Origin of the sequence: Chryseobacterium sp. SSA4.19 (assembly GCF_022601875.1) — a bacterium.
In the GTDB taxonomy this organism is placed as follows: Bacteria; Bacteroidota; Bacteroidia; order Flavobacteriales; family Weeksellaceae; genus Chryseobacterium.
Genome location: NZ_JAKVIP010000005.1, coordinates 177200 through 193177, shown reverse-complemented (window position 1 = coordinate 193177; position 15978 = coordinate 177200). Strand labels below are relative to the sequence as shown.

17 protein-coding genes and 1 riboswitch are annotated in these 15978 nt (G+C 36.4%); of the genes, 3 read left to right on the top strand and 14 right to left on the bottom strand.

Annotated features, from left to right (window positions below; genetic code table 11):
- Positions 1–200: 200 nt before the first annotated feature.
- The 8 genes from MKJ01_RS05350 to MKJ01_RS05315 form a co-directional block, all read right to left on the bottom strand.
- The gene (locus tag MKJ01_RS05350; protein WP_241612347.1) at positions 201–833 is read right to left on the bottom strand and encodes a hypothetical protein; all 633 of its coding nucleotides are present in this window, start codon (positions 831–833) and stop codon (positions 201–203) included.
- Between the two features lie 12 nt (positions 834–845).
- Entirely contained in the window at positions 846–1955 is a 1110-nt protein-coding gene (locus MKJ01_RS05345) for an RNA polymerase sigma factor (protein WP_241612344.1), read from the bottom strand.
- A 1-nt stretch (position 1956) separates the two neighbouring features.
- Entirely contained in the window at positions 1957–2919 is a 963-nt protein-coding gene (locus tag MKJ01_RS05340; RefSeq protein WP_241612341.1) for a hypothetical protein, read from the bottom strand.
- A 100-nt stretch (positions 2920–3019) separates the two neighbouring features.
- A complete protein-coding gene (locus tag MKJ01_RS05335; RefSeq protein ID WP_241612339.1) occupies positions 3020–3445 on the bottom strand; it encodes a PaaI family thioesterase in 426 nt (141 codons plus the stop codon).
- Positions 3446–3489: 44 nt separating this feature from the next.
- On the bottom strand, positions 3490–4086 hold the full coding sequence (locus MKJ01_RS05330; RefSeq protein WP_241612337.1) for a 1-acyl-sn-glycerol-3-phosphate acyltransferase: 597 nt from the start codon (positions 4084–4086) through the stop codon (positions 3490–3492).
- A 312-nt stretch (positions 4087–4398) separates the two neighbouring features.
- Complete coding sequence (locus tag MKJ01_RS05325; RefSeq protein WP_241612335.1) at positions 4399–6120, bottom strand: PspC domain-containing protein; 1722 nt, start codon at positions 6118–6120, stop codon at positions 4399–4401.
- 13 nt (positions 6121–6133) lie between these two features.
- Complete coding sequence (locus MKJ01_RS05320; RefSeq protein WP_241612333.1) at positions 6134–6463, bottom strand: PadR family transcriptional regulator; 330 nt, start codon at positions 6461–6463, stop codon at positions 6134–6136.
- Positions 6464–6678: 215 nt separating this feature from the next.
- Complete coding sequence (locus tag MKJ01_RS05315; RefSeq protein ID WP_241612331.1) at positions 6679–8013, bottom strand: cytochrome P450; 1335 nt, start codon at positions 8011–8013, stop codon at positions 6679–6681.
- A gap of 168 nt (positions 8014–8181) precedes the next feature.
- On the opposite strand from MKJ01_RS05315, the gene MKJ01_RS05310 reads away from it, so the two are divergent.
- On the top strand, positions 8182–8772 hold the full coding sequence (locus MKJ01_RS05310; protein WP_241612329.1) for an HD family hydrolase: 591 nt from the start codon (positions 8182–8184) through the stop codon (positions 8770–8772).
- Positions 8773–8948: 176 nt separating this feature from the next.
- Here MKJ01_RS05310 and MKJ01_RS05305 read toward each other — a convergent pair whose 3' ends face one another.
- The 5 genes from MKJ01_RS05305 to MKJ01_RS05285 all read right to left on the bottom strand — a co-directional run bounded on the left by MKJ01_RS05305 (position 8949) and on the right by MKJ01_RS05285 (position 14186).
- Entirely contained in the window at positions 8949–9332 is a 384-nt protein-coding gene (locus MKJ01_RS05305) for an acyl-CoA thioesterase (RefSeq protein WP_241612326.1), read from the bottom strand.
- Positions 9333–9448: 116 nt separating this feature from the next.
- Positions 9449–9628: riboswitch (cobalamin riboswitch) on the bottom strand.
- A gap of 62 nt (positions 9629–9690) precedes the next feature.
- Positions 9691–10491, bottom strand: a complete 801-nt coding sequence (locus MKJ01_RS05300; protein WP_241612324.1) for a hypothetical protein — start codon at positions 10489–10491, stop codon at positions 9691–9693.
- A 29-nt stretch (positions 10492–10520) separates the two neighbouring features.
- Entirely contained in the window at positions 10521–11183 is a 663-nt protein-coding gene (locus MKJ01_RS05295; RefSeq protein WP_241632514.1) for an ATP-binding cassette domain-containing protein, read from the bottom strand.
- A 358-nt stretch (positions 11184–11541) separates the two neighbouring features.
- Positions 11542–11817, bottom strand: coding sequence for a YcxB family protein (locus MKJ01_RS05290; RefSeq protein WP_241612319.1), 276 nt, complete (start codon positions 11815–11817; stop codon positions 11542–11544).
- Between the two features lie 221 nt (positions 11818–12038).
- Positions 12039–14186 carry a hypothetical protein gene (locus tag MKJ01_RS05285; protein ID WP_241612317.1) on the bottom strand — a complete coding sequence of 716 codons (2148 nt, stop codon included), beginning with the start codon at positions 14184–14186 and terminating at the stop codon, positions 12039–12041.
- Positions 14187–14285: 99 nt separating this feature from the next.
- Between MKJ01_RS05285 and MKJ01_RS05280 the strand changes: the two genes are divergently transcribed.
- Together MKJ01_RS05280 and MKJ01_RS05275 are read left to right on the top strand one after the other, a co-directional pair.
- Positions 14286–14798, top strand: coding sequence for a GNAT family N-acetyltransferase (locus MKJ01_RS05280; RefSeq protein WP_241612315.1), 513 nt, complete (start codon positions 14286–14288; stop codon positions 14796–14798).
- 45 nt (positions 14799–14843) lie between these two features.
- Complete coding sequence (locus MKJ01_RS05275; RefSeq protein ID WP_241612313.1) at positions 14844–15485, top strand: uracil-DNA glycosylase; 642 nt, start codon at positions 14844–14846, stop codon at positions 15483–15485.
- On the opposite strand, the gene MKJ01_RS05270 is transcribed toward MKJ01_RS05275, so the two are convergent.
- Positions 15472–15969, bottom strand: a complete 498-nt coding sequence (locus tag MKJ01_RS05270) for a hypothetical protein (RefSeq protein ID WP_241612311.1) — start codon at positions 15967–15969, stop codon at positions 15472–15474. The genes MKJ01_RS05275 and MKJ01_RS05270 overlap by 14 nt on opposite strands.
- Positions 15970–15978 lie beyond the last annotated feature (9 nt).

The following is a 15978-nucleotide window of genomic DNA, read 5'->3' as shown; positions in this document are numbered from 1 at the left end:
TTGAAGAAAGTGGTTAAATCTTCTCCATTTTTAAAGGACTTGTAGAAATCCTTGTTGTTTAATAATTCTTCTTTGTCGATCATAACTATATAGGTTAAAAATAATAAAAAGTTATTTCCGAAAAATTTTTTGAGCTGTAAGGGCTCAAAATTTTCCAGAATAACTTTTTAACTTACACAGTTAGTGAGACACTACCCATTTTAGGTATTCCTATTGAATGAAATTCCCGCAAACGGCCTGATGTTCTTCCAGTCATACAGAAGTTTTAATTGAAGGTCATACTCAAAATGTCTGTTATTAAATTTTTGAAATAAGAGCGGCTGACCTTCTTTTGTGAAATAATAACCATTAAGATCAGTATCTTCCTGGTTCGCATCAAGATCAAATGTGGAATTCCAGTAATAGATATGTGCAGAGATCATCAGTGATAAGTTGGAGGTGAATAGGCTTTTAGACAGCCATAAGCCAAGATGTTCACCAAACTGCTCTCGGTTCTCCGAGAGTTCTTTTGCCCAGCTGCTGTTTTTAAATCCGATCCCACCTTCTACACCATAGTCGAAAAAGTCTGCCTGTCGTTGTTTAATTATTCTTTTTGCCCGTTGTTTTTCTATTTCTTCCTGATAAATGTTCCGGACAAAGAATTTTTCCTGGATATTTAAATCTGGGAGAATAACCTCATTCTGTTTTAATTTTACAGGTTTCATCAGGAACACCGTATCATGAATAATAACATTTTCGTAAACATATACCGTATCCACTTTTTTTCTTTTCTGTGCGTAAGAGAAATGAATCAGGATAACGGAGAGAAGGAGAATTATTTTTTTTAATAGCATGTTCACAATCATTTATCTTTCTATAAATACAGTGTCTCTCTTAATGATCTTTTTCACAATAATTATTTTTTGAGGCGCCTCTTTTATAGAATCTTTCAGAATTATTTTTTTTGATTTATTTCTGTTTTCAATATTCTTTTCGACAGGAAAAACTTCTGCTTCTGAAATATTTGCCATTTGATGATCTGAAGAAATGGGCTGCGTTGAATTCTCTTTTTCTTCACCTTTTAGTACAGAAATTTCGACTTGTGTTTTCTCATTTTTATTAGTTTCAGGAGCTGTTTCATTTAGTTTCTTAGAAAAATTTTTGGAATTCATTAAATAACTATGCATAGAAAAAGAATTTCCAGGATTTAATAAAAATACTGACATGATAATAATTAATGCGAGAGTACCTGCTATGATGATTTTACTTTTCCGTATTGATTTTGAAGAAGAATAGGATAGAGGATTTATTTCAATATCAGACGGTATCTGAAGCGTTCTAGAAGGGGAAACTCTGAAATCTGAAAACCTGCTCCGAAAAGTCTGTGCCCAGAGTAATCCGCCAAGTCCGAAAATGACGAGCAGCTGTGCAAATTTCTTTTTCGGAGTATGGGGACGCACAATGTGATTCAACAGATAATTCTGAACCGATTTCTTAGCTCGCAGGAGATGGGATTTGGAAGTGTTAACGGTAATTCCCAACGTATTCGAAATCTCTGCATGGGAATAATTCTCAATAAAATACATATTGAAAACCGATTTATGATGGGGTGGGAGGCTGTCGATAGAGGACAGTAATTCTTCATGGGTGAAATCGTAAATGAAGATGTTTTTTTCTTCCGAATGATGATGTGCCATTTCTGAAGCGGTATCTGGGATTTCTAAAGATTCACTAATTACAAATGTTTCCTTACTCTGTCTGCGGATATGTTGTAAAGCATTGTTCACGACAATTTTTTTAAGCCATGCGAATAATGCTTTTTCATCATTCAACTGATGTTTTTTTTGTATCGCGATGATGAAACTATCCTGCACGATATCTTCTGCCGTATAAATGTCCTGTATATATCTACGGCAAATCCCCAAGAGTTTCGGGGAATAGTCGAGGTAGATCTTTTGCCAGTTATTTTGTGACATATTAATTTTTTATCACCGTAATATTATTGAAGCTGGAAGCATTGGAATTTGAGAGATATTGAGATTCTACATCATTAATAAACACTTTATATCCTGTAAGGCCCGATCTGATCATGTAGATGTTTTCATCGTTTATTTTCAAATCTTCAATGATTAAATATGGATTTGCAGAATTGATTAAATTTGAATTTTTATAATAAACACCAAGTTTGCCGTTAATATAAATATTATGATGATCGAGAGCGGGCTGATAGCTCCCTGTTGTTGGAGTAGGTACGAAACTTGTCTGCAATCCTGATATTAAATCTTTATAATAATTTATCGAAGTGAAATATACATGGGCTTCATTTGATATTACATAAGTGAAATCCTGTCCGTATGAACTTGTGGATATTGAATTAAAAGTTGAATTTTTAAAGTATCCCTTGTCAAAACTTCCACTCATATTGCTCTTACGTGCTGCAACATATACGTCATTATTAAATTCTGTAATTGTACAGCCATCATTATAAGTGAATGTGTCTTTGAATAAAAGCGTTTTAGCTCCGTTTTTCCAATAGCAAAATTCATATTTATCAGGTGCAGGATTGCTGATTTGCCAGGTATACCCTACAAAATAAATATTCCCGTCTTTTTCATAAAAATCAAAAATATCAATTGCATCCAAACCGGTCATTCCTGCAGACTGTGCGTACGTTGTATAACTTCCGTTTTTCCAATATCCATATCTTCCTTTAATATAAACATCAGTTCCGGAAACAAATACTTTAGAAGGATCAGATTCTGAAGAATTATTGGCAATGTTATGTTTTACTCCGTTTTTCCAATAGCAGAATTGTCCGTTCTCTTTACCGGAGACATATACGTCATAGGAGGTGGTCTTCTCTAAAATTTCGGAATCGTCTGTTTTACAAGAAAATATAAATGCCAATAAAAATAAAAAAGGTAAAATAAAAGTTTTCATAATTGCTATTTTCTTATAAGATGCAGGAAAATAAAAAGGTTGCAGTAAGAATACAAAAAAAGCTCAAATTTTTTTGAGCCTATATTGTATTAAAAGAATTTTATTTGTGAATAATCGCATTCGTCATCGTGGTATGATTAATCAGTTGGCCTTTTTCGTCCCGGATTTCAATTTCCGATACATGCATTGTTTTTCCTTTCCTGATAAACCGTGCGACGGCCGTTACGATTCCGTCTTTTTTACTTTTTAAATGGTTTGAATTGATATTGGTTCCTACACCATAATATTTTTCACCGTCTATAAAAATATTGGACAGGCTTGAACCCATAGTTTCTGCCAGTACGCAGCTTGCACCGCCATGCATAATGCCGAACGGCTGATGAATTCTCGGTAAGACAGGCATTGTAGCGGTTAATATTTCATTTTCAAGATCAATGTCTGTAAAATGTATGTCCAGTGTTTTCGCAAAAGTTTCTTCTCCCCAGCGGTTTATGAATGCTAATATTTCTTCTTTTGTTCCCTGCATTTTTATTTTGTACTGCTAATTGTGATAACTTAATCATTGAATTTCTAATTACCGTTTTCCGGTTCAGCTCCCATGATGTTAGGGTTCCAGTTTTCCGGTATCTTCGGAACAATATCATTTTTCACATAATATTCCTGGATTTCCTTCATAATTTCCGTAAAAGGAACGGAAGTAATTCTTTCATAAGGAATGGTGTAGCCCAGATACACTGTTTTCCGTTTAAAATCACCGGCTGCAAGAACGATGGGAACTTTTGCTGCCAATGCCATGTGGTAAAAGCCTTTTCTCCATTTCGGGACCCAGCTTCGGGTTCCTTCGGGAGTGATCACCAGGCTGAAGTCATCTTTCGCAAACTGCTTAGCTACAAAATTAATCAGGTCATTTTTCTGGCTTCTGTCAATACCGATACCGCCCAGGCCTCTCACGGCACTTCCGTACCAGGCTTTGGTATGTGCATCTTTAATAATAATTTTTAACGGTTTGTTTAAAGACCAGTAAGCAAGGTTGCCCAATATATATTCCATATTATGGGTATGGGGCGCTACTACCAGAATACATCTGTTCAGGCTGTCGGCATCACCCTGTAATACCACTTTCCACCCTAATAATTTTAGCATCAGCTTACCCAGCAGCTTTTTCATATCGTTTGATTTAAAAAACAAAAAGTATAACCAAAGTGGTTATACTTTACAAATATATTGAAATATTATTGCTCTTAAAATAAACCGCTGATTAAATCTACGATTTTCATTACAATTTCTAATGCTAACTGTACCATGATAATTTAATTTTTTATTGAGTGTTTTAGGTTATTTTTTCAGACAAATATAATTCTTTTTATTCATATAAAGAATCAAATGCCTAATTTTTTTAATTTATTTTGAGAGAAGAAGGGTGTGAATTTCAAACGGTTGGGTTATCCGTTCACACCTTCTGCCACTCTCTCCAGTGAGTTATTTAGTCTTGATGGTAATTTCGTTCTTATCTTCATCAACATTGAAGTCTATATTGGCTCCTTTCATCTTTTTGATGCTGTTTTTCATCGAATCGATCACCTGATCAGCCTGATTGCTCGGGACTTTTTTACCATTGATGATAATGCTGTCACTCTTATCGTTTGAATTGTATTCAATAGTAGAACCATTTACGGTAATTTTATTCTTCTCTATTTTTATATTTCCATCATCATCTTTTTCCTGGTCGTTATCATTGATGCCGTCTGCATTTAAATCTCCGTCAAAACTGATCGCATCATTTTTTACCGGGATTACGATGGTATTTTGAGGAACAACCAGTTCATAATCAATATTGTAATCTCTGAATCGGTGTTCGTAAGAATACTTGATAAAATTAGGAAGCATAATTCTGTTGTTAACAATTTCTACCGGAACATTGACATTCAGTGGAAGATTATATCCCTTGGCTTCTTTTTTAATGATCAGATATGGTGTTTTGATATTGGCTTTTCTTGTAACGTCTACATGGATCCAGTCTTTTTTGTAAACCGATGCTCTGTCAGAATAAAGATCGTCATCATACCCTGTAAAGTTCTGCGGAATAGCAATTTGTTTTGAATCTACATACAGCGTGTCTGAATTGGTATTGATGGAAATCTCTTCCGTATCTTCTTTATGTCCTTTAAAGAGCATCTCTCTTTTTGCCATACTCAATCCGAAGTATGTTCCCAGTCCAATGATAGTAAGGAACAAAGCTCCGAGAACCCATCCGATATTTCTCAGTTTGGTTTTAGGTGAAAATATCTTAATACTCAATACGCTGAAAATCAAAGCAGGAATTAAAGATCCGATGATGATGATTGCTGCTAAAACATTGTATAGTCCGTCATCATCAAAATAAAACTTCATTTCATTGGCTCCCGGAAAATCAGAGTTGATTCCGAACAGCCCGAATACTACAAATACTCCGATAATGCTGCTGACTGCCATGATCGCAAAAAAGGCACCTATGATATATTTCAGAACATTCCAAACCCCGCTGCCCGCATTATTGATATAGGGTTTATTTTCGATATAAATTTCCCCTGCTCTCGTTGTGGTTTCATTGGCAAACTGTACAATCTTACTTGACTCTTCCTTTAGGTTATCAAAATTTAAAGGTTTTCCTTTCATCTTCAGGAAATCTGAAGCCGTTTCAGCTTTTGGCAGCACTGCCCACAAGATAAAGTATAATAATATCACTAAAAATGAGGATCCCGGTGCTACCCAAAGAAACAGAAATGCACCTACCCAGATAAGTCTCATGCCGGTAACGTCCATGCCGAAATAGGCAGCTAAACCTGCGCAGACTCCTGCGATTTTTTGTCTTTCAGGATCACGGAACAGTTGTTTTTTATCGGTATATTCTGTGCCTGAAGCAAATGTTTTTTTAGTGTTTTTTTCAGAATAATATGCTTCTTCCTGTTCTTCGATTTTTTCAGGGCTTCCGATCTGGGCGATCACCTTTTCTACATCCGTATCATTGATAATTTCACGTTTTGCCATGGAATCTCTGAAAATTTCCACCATTCTGATTTCTATATCATGCATCACCTCGTCAGCTTCAGAAGCATCCAGTGAGCTTCTCAGAGCATTAAGATAGTCGCTGAGTTTTATATAGGCATGTTCTTCTATCGTAAAAGAAAAACCTGCGAGTCCTATTGAGAGTGTCTTGTTCATAGCTTTGTTTTTTTTAATTTTTTTGAGTGATTTGATTAACTGAGGCCGTTAGTTCGCTCCAGGTATTTTGAAGTTCATCCAAAAACAGTTTACCTTTTTCTGTTATCTGGTAGTATTTTCTGGGAGGCCCTCCGGTAGATTCTTCCCATCTGTATGAAAGGAATTCACCATTTTTTAATCTTGTTAAAAGAGGGTAGAGGGTTCCTTCTACTACATCCAGCTTTCCTTTTTTCAGTTCATCGATTAAATCGGAAACATACATTTCACGATGATTGATGAGACTTAAAATACAGAATTCCAGAATTCCTTTTCGCATTTGCGCTTTGGTATTTTCAGTATTCATCTTTAATAAGTTTTGTCAATTAGTTATTCTTTTCCGGATCTCAGCTCCTAGCTAGTGAGCCTTTTCCGATTTTACATTACAAAGATATATAATTAAAATGGTATTATGCAATACAAAGTAGTGAAATTTTTAAATAAAATGATTTAAATGGCTGAAAATCAATTGTATTAATTTTATAGATGAAATTTTAAGAATAAAATAATATGAAAATAAAATTATCTTCTGATGATTTTACCCTTCACGCTTGTGGGTCTTAAGGTCACCAAAGCTTTTTTTTCAAGTTCGTTTTGGTAGGCTATAAAGCTGAAGCTGCTGTAAAACTTACGGATCACAAGAGCCATTTCCATCATAGCAAAATGTTCACCGATGCAAAGCCTGGGTCCGGCCCCGAAAGGATAATAAGCAAAGTTCTTGGCATTTTCATCATCAAAACGTTCAGGGATAAAAGAATCCGGTTGTTCCCAATATTTCGGGTTTCTGTGAAGCCCGGTAATGTATAGGATGATAAAAGTACCTTTCGGCCAGGAATATTCTTTAAGTCCGTCATCTTCCAATGCCTGCCTGTCAATGGCCCACGCAGGAGAATGCAGGCGCATGGATTCTTTAATAATATTTGAAGTGTATGATTTTTTCATCAGGCTTTCCGGAGTGAACATCATATTTTCTTCGTTGATTATTTCTTTTCTGAGTTTTTCTTCCGTTTGAGGACTCTGGCTGATCTCAAAAAAGGTAAAACTTAAGGCATTGGCTGTTGTTTCATGCCCGGCAATAAAAAGAATCAGCATTTCATCCACAAGCTGTTCATCAGACATCGGGAGCTGTGTATCTTCATACCTTGTGTGGATCAGCATGTCCAGCAGGTCATTTTTTTCTTCTCCTGAATTTCGCCGTCTGTCTAAAATACTCTGAAGAATAGCTTTTGATCTTTTACTTTTCTCGATGTTACGGTCGATAATGCCGAGTATCTTTAAAACCTGTGTATAGAAAGGCAGGCGGACTTCTTTGGCAAAAACTTCCTGAATTTCCGTGATGTTTTTACTTAGTTCCTTTACGGTATTTTCATCAATATCCGAACTGAACAGGGTTTTGGCAACAATGGTAAAGGCCAGTGAATGGAAAAAATCATATAAATCTATTTCAGTTTCCTCGCCGAATGATTGAAGTGCTCGATCAGTCTCTTCTTCTATGATCGTCACCAGATTGGCTATTTTTGCTTTGCTGAAACCGGGCTGGATGAGCCGTCTTTGTTTCAGCCAGTCTTTGCCGTTATTGGTAAGCAATCCGTTTCCCAGGTATTTTCCCAATGTGACAGATTGTATTTCAGATTTATAGTAATTTTTATGATTCTGCTTTAAAATATATTCCACAAATTCCTTATCCTGAGAGAAAATAAAATTTTTATCAGTAAAATTAGCTTTAATATGATAGCTGTCTCCTGCAATCCGATGATTTCCACTGATCGTTTCTAAAGGGTTACTTACGCCGTTCACCAGAGAATATAGTTTTCTTTTTCCTTTGATTTCTGTCGGATAATTGAATTTCGGCTTCATATCATATATTTCCTCTAAAATTACTGATAATCTCTCAAATACTGATCAGCATGGTATTATCTAAAACCATTATTTTTGTACGGGATTTTATCAAAATATTAATTTTGAATGAATAATAAATGACAGGATAGATTTAAACCGATTTGATAACAAACAACATAACAGATAATGAAAATACAAAAGGAGATTGATTTTATCCTGGCAGTGGATGCCTTAAAAAATGTTCAGAGAAGAAATTATAATGCGGACGATTCCAGAAGAGAAAATACAGCGGAACATTCCTGGCAGATCATTATTTTAGCACAAATTCTTTTTCCGTATGCCAAGAACAGAGCTGGTATTGATTTATTGCGGGTGATCAGAATGCTTTCCATCCATGATTTGGTAGAGATAGAAGCAGGAGACACTTTTTTATTTGACGAAGCAGCAATGATCGGAAAATTTGAGAGGGAGAAAATAGCAGCCCGGCAGATCTTTGGGATTTTAGATGAGCCGTTGCGCTCGGAGTTCTTTAACCTTTGGCTGGAATTTGAAGAAGAGCAGACGCCCGATGCTATTTTTGCCTGTGCCATTGACCGCATTATGCCCTTTATCCTGAATTCTCATACTTCGGGGAAAAGCTGGACTGAAGCTGGAGTTACGGAAAGGCAGATCCGGAATATGTTGGAACATGCGATCAGCAGAGCCTCTGATGAATTGGATGAGGCTTTCCAGCTGCTGTTGATTAAAAATCTGGAAACTGAAAAAGTGTTGAAATAACCGATCGTACAACATATTAAAGATGTGATTTATTCCTGATGAAGTACATATAATGGTCTGTTAATTAATAATATTTAGTGTTATAGATTAAAGTTTTTAGTTTCGGCGGGCTTTGCCCGCCGAAACTAAAATTACTAAAAATATTACTTTGCGGCGCCTGACGCGCCGCAAAGTAATTATAGTACCTGGATAGGTTTTTTAAATTCGTCGATTGCTACAAAAGTAAAGTCACCCACGATAGCCCTTTCCCTTTCGTAAGAATACATTTGTTCAGTATAAATTTCTACACTGACTTTCATACTGGTTTTGCCGACATGCGAAACCTTCCCGATCAATTCAACGATGGTTCCTGCCGGAATAGGCTTTTTAAAATCGATTTTATCGCTGCTTACCGTTACTACCCGTTTTCTGGCAAACCGCGTTGCGGTGATAAAAGCGACTTCATCCATCAGCTGCATGGCTGTGCCTCCGAAAAGCGTATCATAGTGGTTGGTGGTATTGGGGAAAACGGCTTTAAAGATCCTGGTTTCCGAGGCTTCAATTCTTTCTTCTGTAGTCATATTTCATTATTAATTAAAGCGACATAAAGACCTATTGAAGCAAAACAGGAGTATTCCGGGAATAGGGAAAATTCCTGAAAAAACCATAAGATCAATAAACTTCAGATCGCGAAAGTTTTTGTAGATAAGAAACGGGCAGGTCTCCTGACTTGTAACATCTTTATTCCCTTCCCATGGCGAGCACAGTGGATTTTTAATAAAGACTTCGGTTACTTACAGTTGCGCGACAGTTCGTGATTTTCACACGATTCCCTTTTCATCTGCGGTTAGGCAGAACCGGTTTCTAAAAAGCAATAGGGAAGGGCACTATACCCAAAGCCATTGCTTTTCGTTGGCAAAAATAATGATTATGGGTGAATTATTCAGGATTTTTATAGATGATCTGGCTTTCCGCTTTTCCCTGTTTGATCGTCCAGATGGTGGTATATCTGTTTTCACCTGAGCCATTGATCATATAGAGGAAAATATGGTCATTGTCAATAGCGGTTACTCCGACATTATTGAAATCCATAGTCGGCTGGAACATATTTTTAATAGCATCCCGTACGAAAACGGAACCTCTTCCGGGCTGCTGTACACGGATCGATTTAATTTCTGTCATTCCCTGCGGAAGTTCTTTACCGATTCCCCAGGTTTTTACCTTGTCAATTTTGATGATATTTCCATCGGCATCTTTTACCTGCTTACGGAATCCCGCATTGGAAGGATATACATCAATGATTACCTTTGTCCTTTGATTGCCCGGAATTTTCGGATTGGAATCATCGGTAAAGATCAGTGATTTTCCATTTTTAGATTTTGACGGAGTAAACTGCGGTAATTTATCAACAAAAACAACACGATTTTTGTTTACCATGCCTTCTTTGGTTATGCTGTCATACCTTACAAAAGGTTTATCAGTATCATCTTTTTCAGGATATTTAATCCAGATCCATTCCGTTTCTCCGGGGGCAGGTTTTTCATAAATAAAAACATCGCCTGTTTTCATCCTGATCTTATCAATGATTTTCCGGTAATCATCTTTATGAACCCTTACCATCGCATATCCTTCTTCGGCTTTTACCACACCAAAAGGAACTTTACTCTGACCTTTTACCAGAGCCATGGAAAAAAGACTGAAAACGGAAAGGTACAATGCTTTGTTTACGGAAATCATCATGAAATTTTTTAACCGTTCAAATATATAAATTAAAAGCTTTCCGGCAGATAATAATGCTGTTGTAATTCATTTAAATCTTTGATTTGCTTTAAAGATGCATTATGGAGAAGATAAATTTCGTCTGAAAGCTCCAGTGCAAATTCAGTCATAAAATTTGCAATGATAAACCCTTTTTCTTCAGACATTTCTTTTATAGACTTCATTACTTTTTCCGTTAATATGGGCGAAAGCCCGCTATAAGGCTGTTCCAGTAAAATAAATTCAGCTTCAGAATGGATTATTGTCAACACTTCCACCATTTTTCTTTCTCCGCCGGAAAGATTTTTTGTTGTTTCATTTAATAAAGGCTGAATAAGATCAAAATTATACAGCTTTTGAGTATTCTTACTATTGCAGAATAAAGAAATCAGATTTCTAATTTTAATATTCTTCGGAAACATCGGGCTTTGAGGAAGATAGGCAATCTTATTTCTCCTATCGGATTGTTTGGTAAGCACCTGATCATTAAATTTAATAAATTGAGAATCTCCTTTTATTGTTCCGAAAATTATTTGTAACAACGTTGACTTTCCTGATCCGATTCCTCCTAATAAAGCAATGATTTTTCCTGTTTCACAACTTAAATAAATGTCCTGCAAAATTTTTTTTGAGCCGTAGGATTTTGTGATGCTATCAATATGAAGTTTACTCATAAACATTTAGAGATCAAATTAATAATTAATCCTGTTGAAATCGTCGTGACCCACAGGAAATGTCTCGAAAAGCCAAAATTTGCAAAAAACACATATTCATTTTTCAATCTTACTTCATATATTAAAAAATGGAAGGCAGGTAAAATGATTGAAAAACAAAACCCGAAATTATCCATTCTAAAGCCTGTTTGAAAAGCTAATAAAAAAGAAATTAATAGGGCAGGAAATAACAGTTTTAAATAAAAGAGCCAGAGGATTTTTAAATTTTTGATCATGTTTTAAATGTAATAAAATCGGAATTTTAAATTCGGGTTCAAATAAAAGAAAGAGTGCTCCATCTGACACTCTTCTTATTGAACTAATCATTCCTGAGTTTTGCTTTCACATTATTAGTCTTAATAATATTCCGAAGCTCCAAAATCTGATCCTGTGTCAAATTCTTTTTCGGAACCATATTCATGACCTGGACACTCTGGTAAATCAGGAACCAGTCTTTATTTTCTTTTACCTTATATAACCGCATCCAGGTAAAATCAGCGTCAAATGTTTCACCTTCTGTACGGATTTTTTGATCCGTAAAAGTATAAATGATCATCTCCTGAATATTCTTATTGGATAAAAAGGCTTTTTTCATGCTAAAATAATAACAGATAATAATAAATGTGAAAAAATGGCCCAATATATCAGGATCTGCCTGTAGATTTCAGGACCATAATATTCATCATTGTAAAGATTTGCAGTAAGAACGAATAAGGCAATCAATGGGAATATCACAATTCTTATCAATGAATTTTTTAGGTTAAACACTAAAAAATCCTTGAATGTAATTTGCGTTTTTACCGTCATCATTACCAATTAAATTCTTTCCAGTTCATCCGCATCAATCGTTGTTTTGAATGTTCCGTAGTTCACAATGACTTTATTCCGCGAAATTTTTTCAATGGTTCCCACACTGGTGCTTCCGGTAATACGCACACGCTGCCCTTCCTTGAGCCATAGTGCACGGTCGGTTTTGCGCTTTTCTTCCAGCTTTTCGTTGGTTTCCGATATTTTTTCGATGACTTCCTCTTTCTTCAGCTGCTGTGTGATTTTTCTTTTCACTACCTGAAGCCTTTTACTTTCATCTTTATCGGTACCCACTTTTCTGAATTTTTCCTGTTCCAGGATTTTTACGAACTCTTTTACGACATCCTTCCGGGATTTTCCTTTGACATAACTGTCAATAAAAGCTTCAATCTTATTTCCGAATTGCAGTTTACGGTGCTCGTCTTCATACAGCTTCTGGAAATTAAATAATTTCTGTTGCAGCTGCTCATTCAGCTTTTGTAAATTATCACGTTTATCTTCAACGGATTCTTTTCTTTCCACGAGATCGGATTTCAGCTTTTCCACCTCATATTTTTCCTGCTGAAGCTTTACAATGGTTTTATCCAGGTTCACAATATCATGTTCCACTTTTTTCTTTGCGGAATGAATGATAAACCTCGGGATTTTATTCTTTTCCGCCACCTCAAAGGTAAATGAGCTTCCGGCCTGTCCGATCTCAAGTTTATAAAGAGGTTCCAGGGTTTCTTCATTAAACAGCATGGCCGCATTCTGGGCATTGGGCAGTTCCTCAATCACCAGCTTGATATTGGTATAGTGGGTGGTAATGATGGCAAAACTTTTTTTGTCATAGAAAAACTCAAGAAAGCTTTCCGCCAGAGCACCGCCCAGTTCGGGATCTGAGCCCGTACCAAACTCATCAATCAGTAAAAGTGTGTTGGCATCAGCTTCACGGATAATGCCGCCCATTTTCTTCAATCTTGATGAATAGGTTGAAAGGTGATTTTCAATGGACTGGTTATCTCCGATGTCCGTCATGATCTTATCAAAGAAAAACATCTCTGATTTTGGATGGGTAGGAACCAAAATTCCACTCTGGATCATCAGCTGGAGTAAGCCTACCGTTTTCAGGGTAATGGATTTACCCCCTGCATTCGGCCCGGAAATGCAGATAATCCTGTTATGGTCCGTTAATGTCAGTGTCTGCGGGAAAATAGTTTTGTTTTCCGCCTTATTCCTTAAAAAAAGCAATGGGTGAAAAGCATCTTTTAACCGTAATGTTTTATGTCGGTTGATTTTCGGCAGAACCCCGTTCACAAGTTCTCCGAATTTGGCTTTTGCCCGGGTAAGATCAAGATCAAAAATATACATCTGGTAGCTCCAGAGCTGAGGTTGGAATTCTGCTAATTCCGCCGTTAGTTTTCTCAGGATCTTATCGATTTCTTTTTTCTCTTCCTCTTCATTTTCCCTCAGCTTAAAATAATGTTTTATCACGCTATCCGGCTGGATGTAAGTAATCGATCCTGTTTTTGAAAGGCCTAAAACCCTTCCCGGAACTCTCTTTTTGTAGGCGGATTTTACCGCCAGAACCCTCTGGTCTTCGATAATGCTTTCACGGATATCATCCAGAAAATCGCTTTGTCCGTAGTTGAATAGAACCCTGTTGAAATTTTCCTGGATGGCTTTTTTTGCTGACTGAATCTCAGCTCTCAGCGTTTTTAAAACCGGCGAAGCTTCGCTTTTTACTTCACCGAAACGGTTAAAAACCTTATCTACTTTATCAATGATTTCCTTTTTATATTCCAGTACGGAAACATCCTGTATCAATGTCGGGAATGTTTCGGGCATGGTCGGGAAAAACTTCTGCAGTTTCCCGATCTGTTCAGTGAGGGTTTTTATTTTGATGAAAGCACTGTTTTCAAGACGGTAATTCTCAATCAGCATCAGTTTCAGTTCACTTTCGATATCCTCATATTCATCGAACGGGATCGCATTGGAACTTTCAAAACTCGAAAGGTATTCAGAGGTTTTTTTCAAAGAAATTTCGGCCTCGTCAATATTCATAGGAAGAAGCTGAAGAATTTTTTCTCTCGTTTTAGGAGAATAGGCAAAAGGAGATATTTCCGCGAGCAATTGCGGAAACTCTAATTCGTTTAAATCTTCTTTATTTATATACACAATGCAAATTTAGTGAGAAAATGTGAATGTTAATTTGAAAATGAGATAATTTGAAAATTTGGAAATCATGGATGGTCAGGTTTTTATTACATTTGAAATATGAGATTAGAGACAGAACGATTATTATTAAAGGAAATCAATGAAGGCCACGTTGAAGATATTTTGAAAATCCGTAGTAATGAAGTGATCAATCAGTTCGTAAAAAGAAATTCGCCTAAAAACAATTATGATGCTTTACAGTTTATTCTGACGATCAAAGAACGGACTAGAAATAACCAAACCTTTTACTGGGGGATTTCCTTAAAAAATCAACTCAATTTTATAGGAACCATCTGCTTCTGGAATTTTTCTGAAGACAGGAAAACCGCGGAAGTCGGTTATGAACTGTTGCCGGACTATCATCGGCAGGGCATCATGTATGAATCTTTAACTGCTGTTCTAAATTTTGGTTTCAATCAGCTACATTTGCAGGAAATTTCAGCAATGACAGATAAATTCAATGAAAACTCGAAAATACTTCTTTTAAAAAATCATTTCATATTAGAAGAGGAGAGGAATGATGAAGGTTTTCAGGGAAATTTGGTTTTTCGCAAAAAATTTAATGGTATTTAAATTGTAACTCTCAATTGTTATATTAACTCATTTTCAATTTACATCATGACTTGGACAGAAATTTTAGCCCCGATAAAAAACACACCGTATTTTACCCAGCTTTGGGAAAAAGTAAAGCAGGAATATGCCGCTACAAAAGTTTTTCCTCCGAAAAATCAGATTTTCAGAGCGCTGGAATTAACACCTTTTGAAGATGTTGAGGTAGTAATCATCGGGCAGGATCCTTATCATAATGATTACCAGGCTAACGGTTTGTGTTTTTCTGTTTCGGAACAGGTAGCCGCACCGCCTTCGCTGAAAAATATTTTTATTGAGCTGAAAGATGATCTGGGAGTGGTAAGAACTTCAAAGGAACTTGACGATTGGGGAAAGCAGGGCGTTTTATTGTTAAATGCAACACTTACGGTGCGTGCGCATTCACCCAACTCTCATAAAGATCTGGGCTGGGAAACTTTTACGAATTATATTATTAAAGAAATTTCTGATAAAAAGGAGAATGTTGTTTTTGTGTTGTGGGGTGCTTTTGCACAAAAAAAAGCCGAACTCATTAATCCGGCTAAACATTTTATTCTGAAGTCTGCACATCCGTCTCCGTTTTCTGTACACAAAGGATTTTTTGGAAGCAGGCCTTTTTCAAAAATTAATGAATATCTTGTTTCAAAGGGAAAGAAACCTATTTCCTGGTAGAACTTTCTCCCGCTTTGCTGATCATTATCCCGATTCTGTATTTACCATTCAGTGCTTTTGAGCCTTCTGCTGCTGTAGGATAGGGATTAACTTCAGCAAGGGTGATGGTATAGCCGTTAAATTCTGCTGATGTGCTGTAATTTCTTCCTTTGTTGTCTGTAGTCGCAAGACTTAAAGTCATGGGCCTTGTAGCGGTCCCCATCACTTCAACCTGTGCAACTGCTGCGCCTGCCCAGATGCAGTTAACATCTTTCGGACACCGGCTGTCTTCAGAAATTCCTTTGAAAGTGACATTCATCTGATAGTCTTTCAGGAAACGGTTTTCTCCTTCGTTAAAATAAATAATCTGTTTATCTTTCATAGATGTATTTGCTTTAACTTCTGCTGTTGCAGGCACTTTGTGATCGATTTCCGATTTGTTCCGGGTACTGCAGTTAATCAGTGACCATATTCCTAAACTGTATATAATGGTTTTATGAAACATAATGTTGTT

What these genes read in the sequence shown, in the direction of transcription:
- MKJ01_RS05350 (WP_241612347.1), bottom strand. Translation starts at nt 833, where the DNA reads ATGCTATTAAAAAAAATAATTCTCCTTCTCTCCGTTATCCTGATTCAT.
- MKJ01_RS05345 (WP_241612344.1), bottom strand. Translation starts at nt 1,955, where the DNA reads ATGTCACAAAATAACTGGCAAAAGATCTACCTCGACTATTCCCCGAAA.
- MKJ01_RS05340 (WP_241612341.1), bottom strand. Translation starts at nt 2,919, where the DNA reads ATGAAAACTTTTATTTTACCTTTTTTATTTTTATTGGCATTTATATTT.
- MKJ01_RS05335 (WP_241612339.1), bottom strand. Translation starts at nt 3,445, where the DNA reads ATGCAGGGAACAAAAGAAGAAATATTAGCATTCATAAACCGCTGGGGA.
- MKJ01_RS05330 (WP_241612337.1), bottom strand. Translation starts at nt 4,086, where the DNA reads ATGAAAAAGCTGCTGGGTAAGCTGATGCTAAAATTATTAGGGTGGAAA.
- MKJ01_RS05325 (WP_241612335.1), bottom strand. Translation starts at nt 6,120, where the DNA reads ATGAACAAGACACTCTCAATAGGACTCGCAGGTTTTTCTTTTACGATA.
- MKJ01_RS05320 (WP_241612333.1), bottom strand. Translation starts at nt 6,463, where the DNA reads ATGAATACTGAAAATACCAAAGCGCAAATGCGAAAAGGAATTCTGGAA.
- MKJ01_RS05315 (WP_241612331.1), bottom strand. Translation starts at nt 8,013, where the DNA reads ATGAAGCCGAAATTCAATTATCCGACAGAAATCAAAGGAAAAAGAAAA.
- MKJ01_RS05310 (WP_241612329.1), top strand. Translation starts at nt 8,182, where the DNA reads ATGAAAATACAAAAGGAGATTGATTTTATCCTGGCAGTGGATGCCTTA.
- MKJ01_RS05305 (WP_241612326.1), bottom strand. Translation starts at nt 9,332, where the DNA reads ATGACTACAGAAGAAAGAATTGAAGCCTCGGAAACCAGGATCTTTAAA.
- MKJ01_RS05300 (WP_241612324.1), bottom strand. Translation starts at nt 10,491, where the DNA reads ATGATGATTTCCGTAAACAAAGCATTGTACCTTTCCGTTTTCAGTCTT.
- MKJ01_RS05295 (WP_241632514.1), bottom strand. Translation starts at nt 11,183, where the DNA reads ATGAGTAAACTTCATATTGATAGCATCACAAAATCCTACGGCTCAAAA.
- MKJ01_RS05290 (WP_241612319.1), bottom strand. Translation starts at nt 11,817, where the DNA reads ATGAAAAAAGCCTTTTTATCCAATAAGAATATTCAGGAGATGATCATT.
- MKJ01_RS05280 (WP_241612315.1), top strand. Translation starts at nt 14,286, where the DNA reads ATGAGATTAGAGACAGAACGATTATTATTAAAGGAAATCAATGAAGGC.
- MKJ01_RS05275 (WP_241612313.1), top strand. Translation starts at nt 14,844, where the DNA reads ATGACTTGGACAGAAATTTTAGCCCCGATAAAAAACACACCGTATTTT.
- MKJ01_RS05270 (WP_241612311.1), bottom strand. Translation starts at nt 15,969, where the DNA reads ATGTTTCATAAAACCATTATATACAGTTTAGGAATATGGTCACTGATT.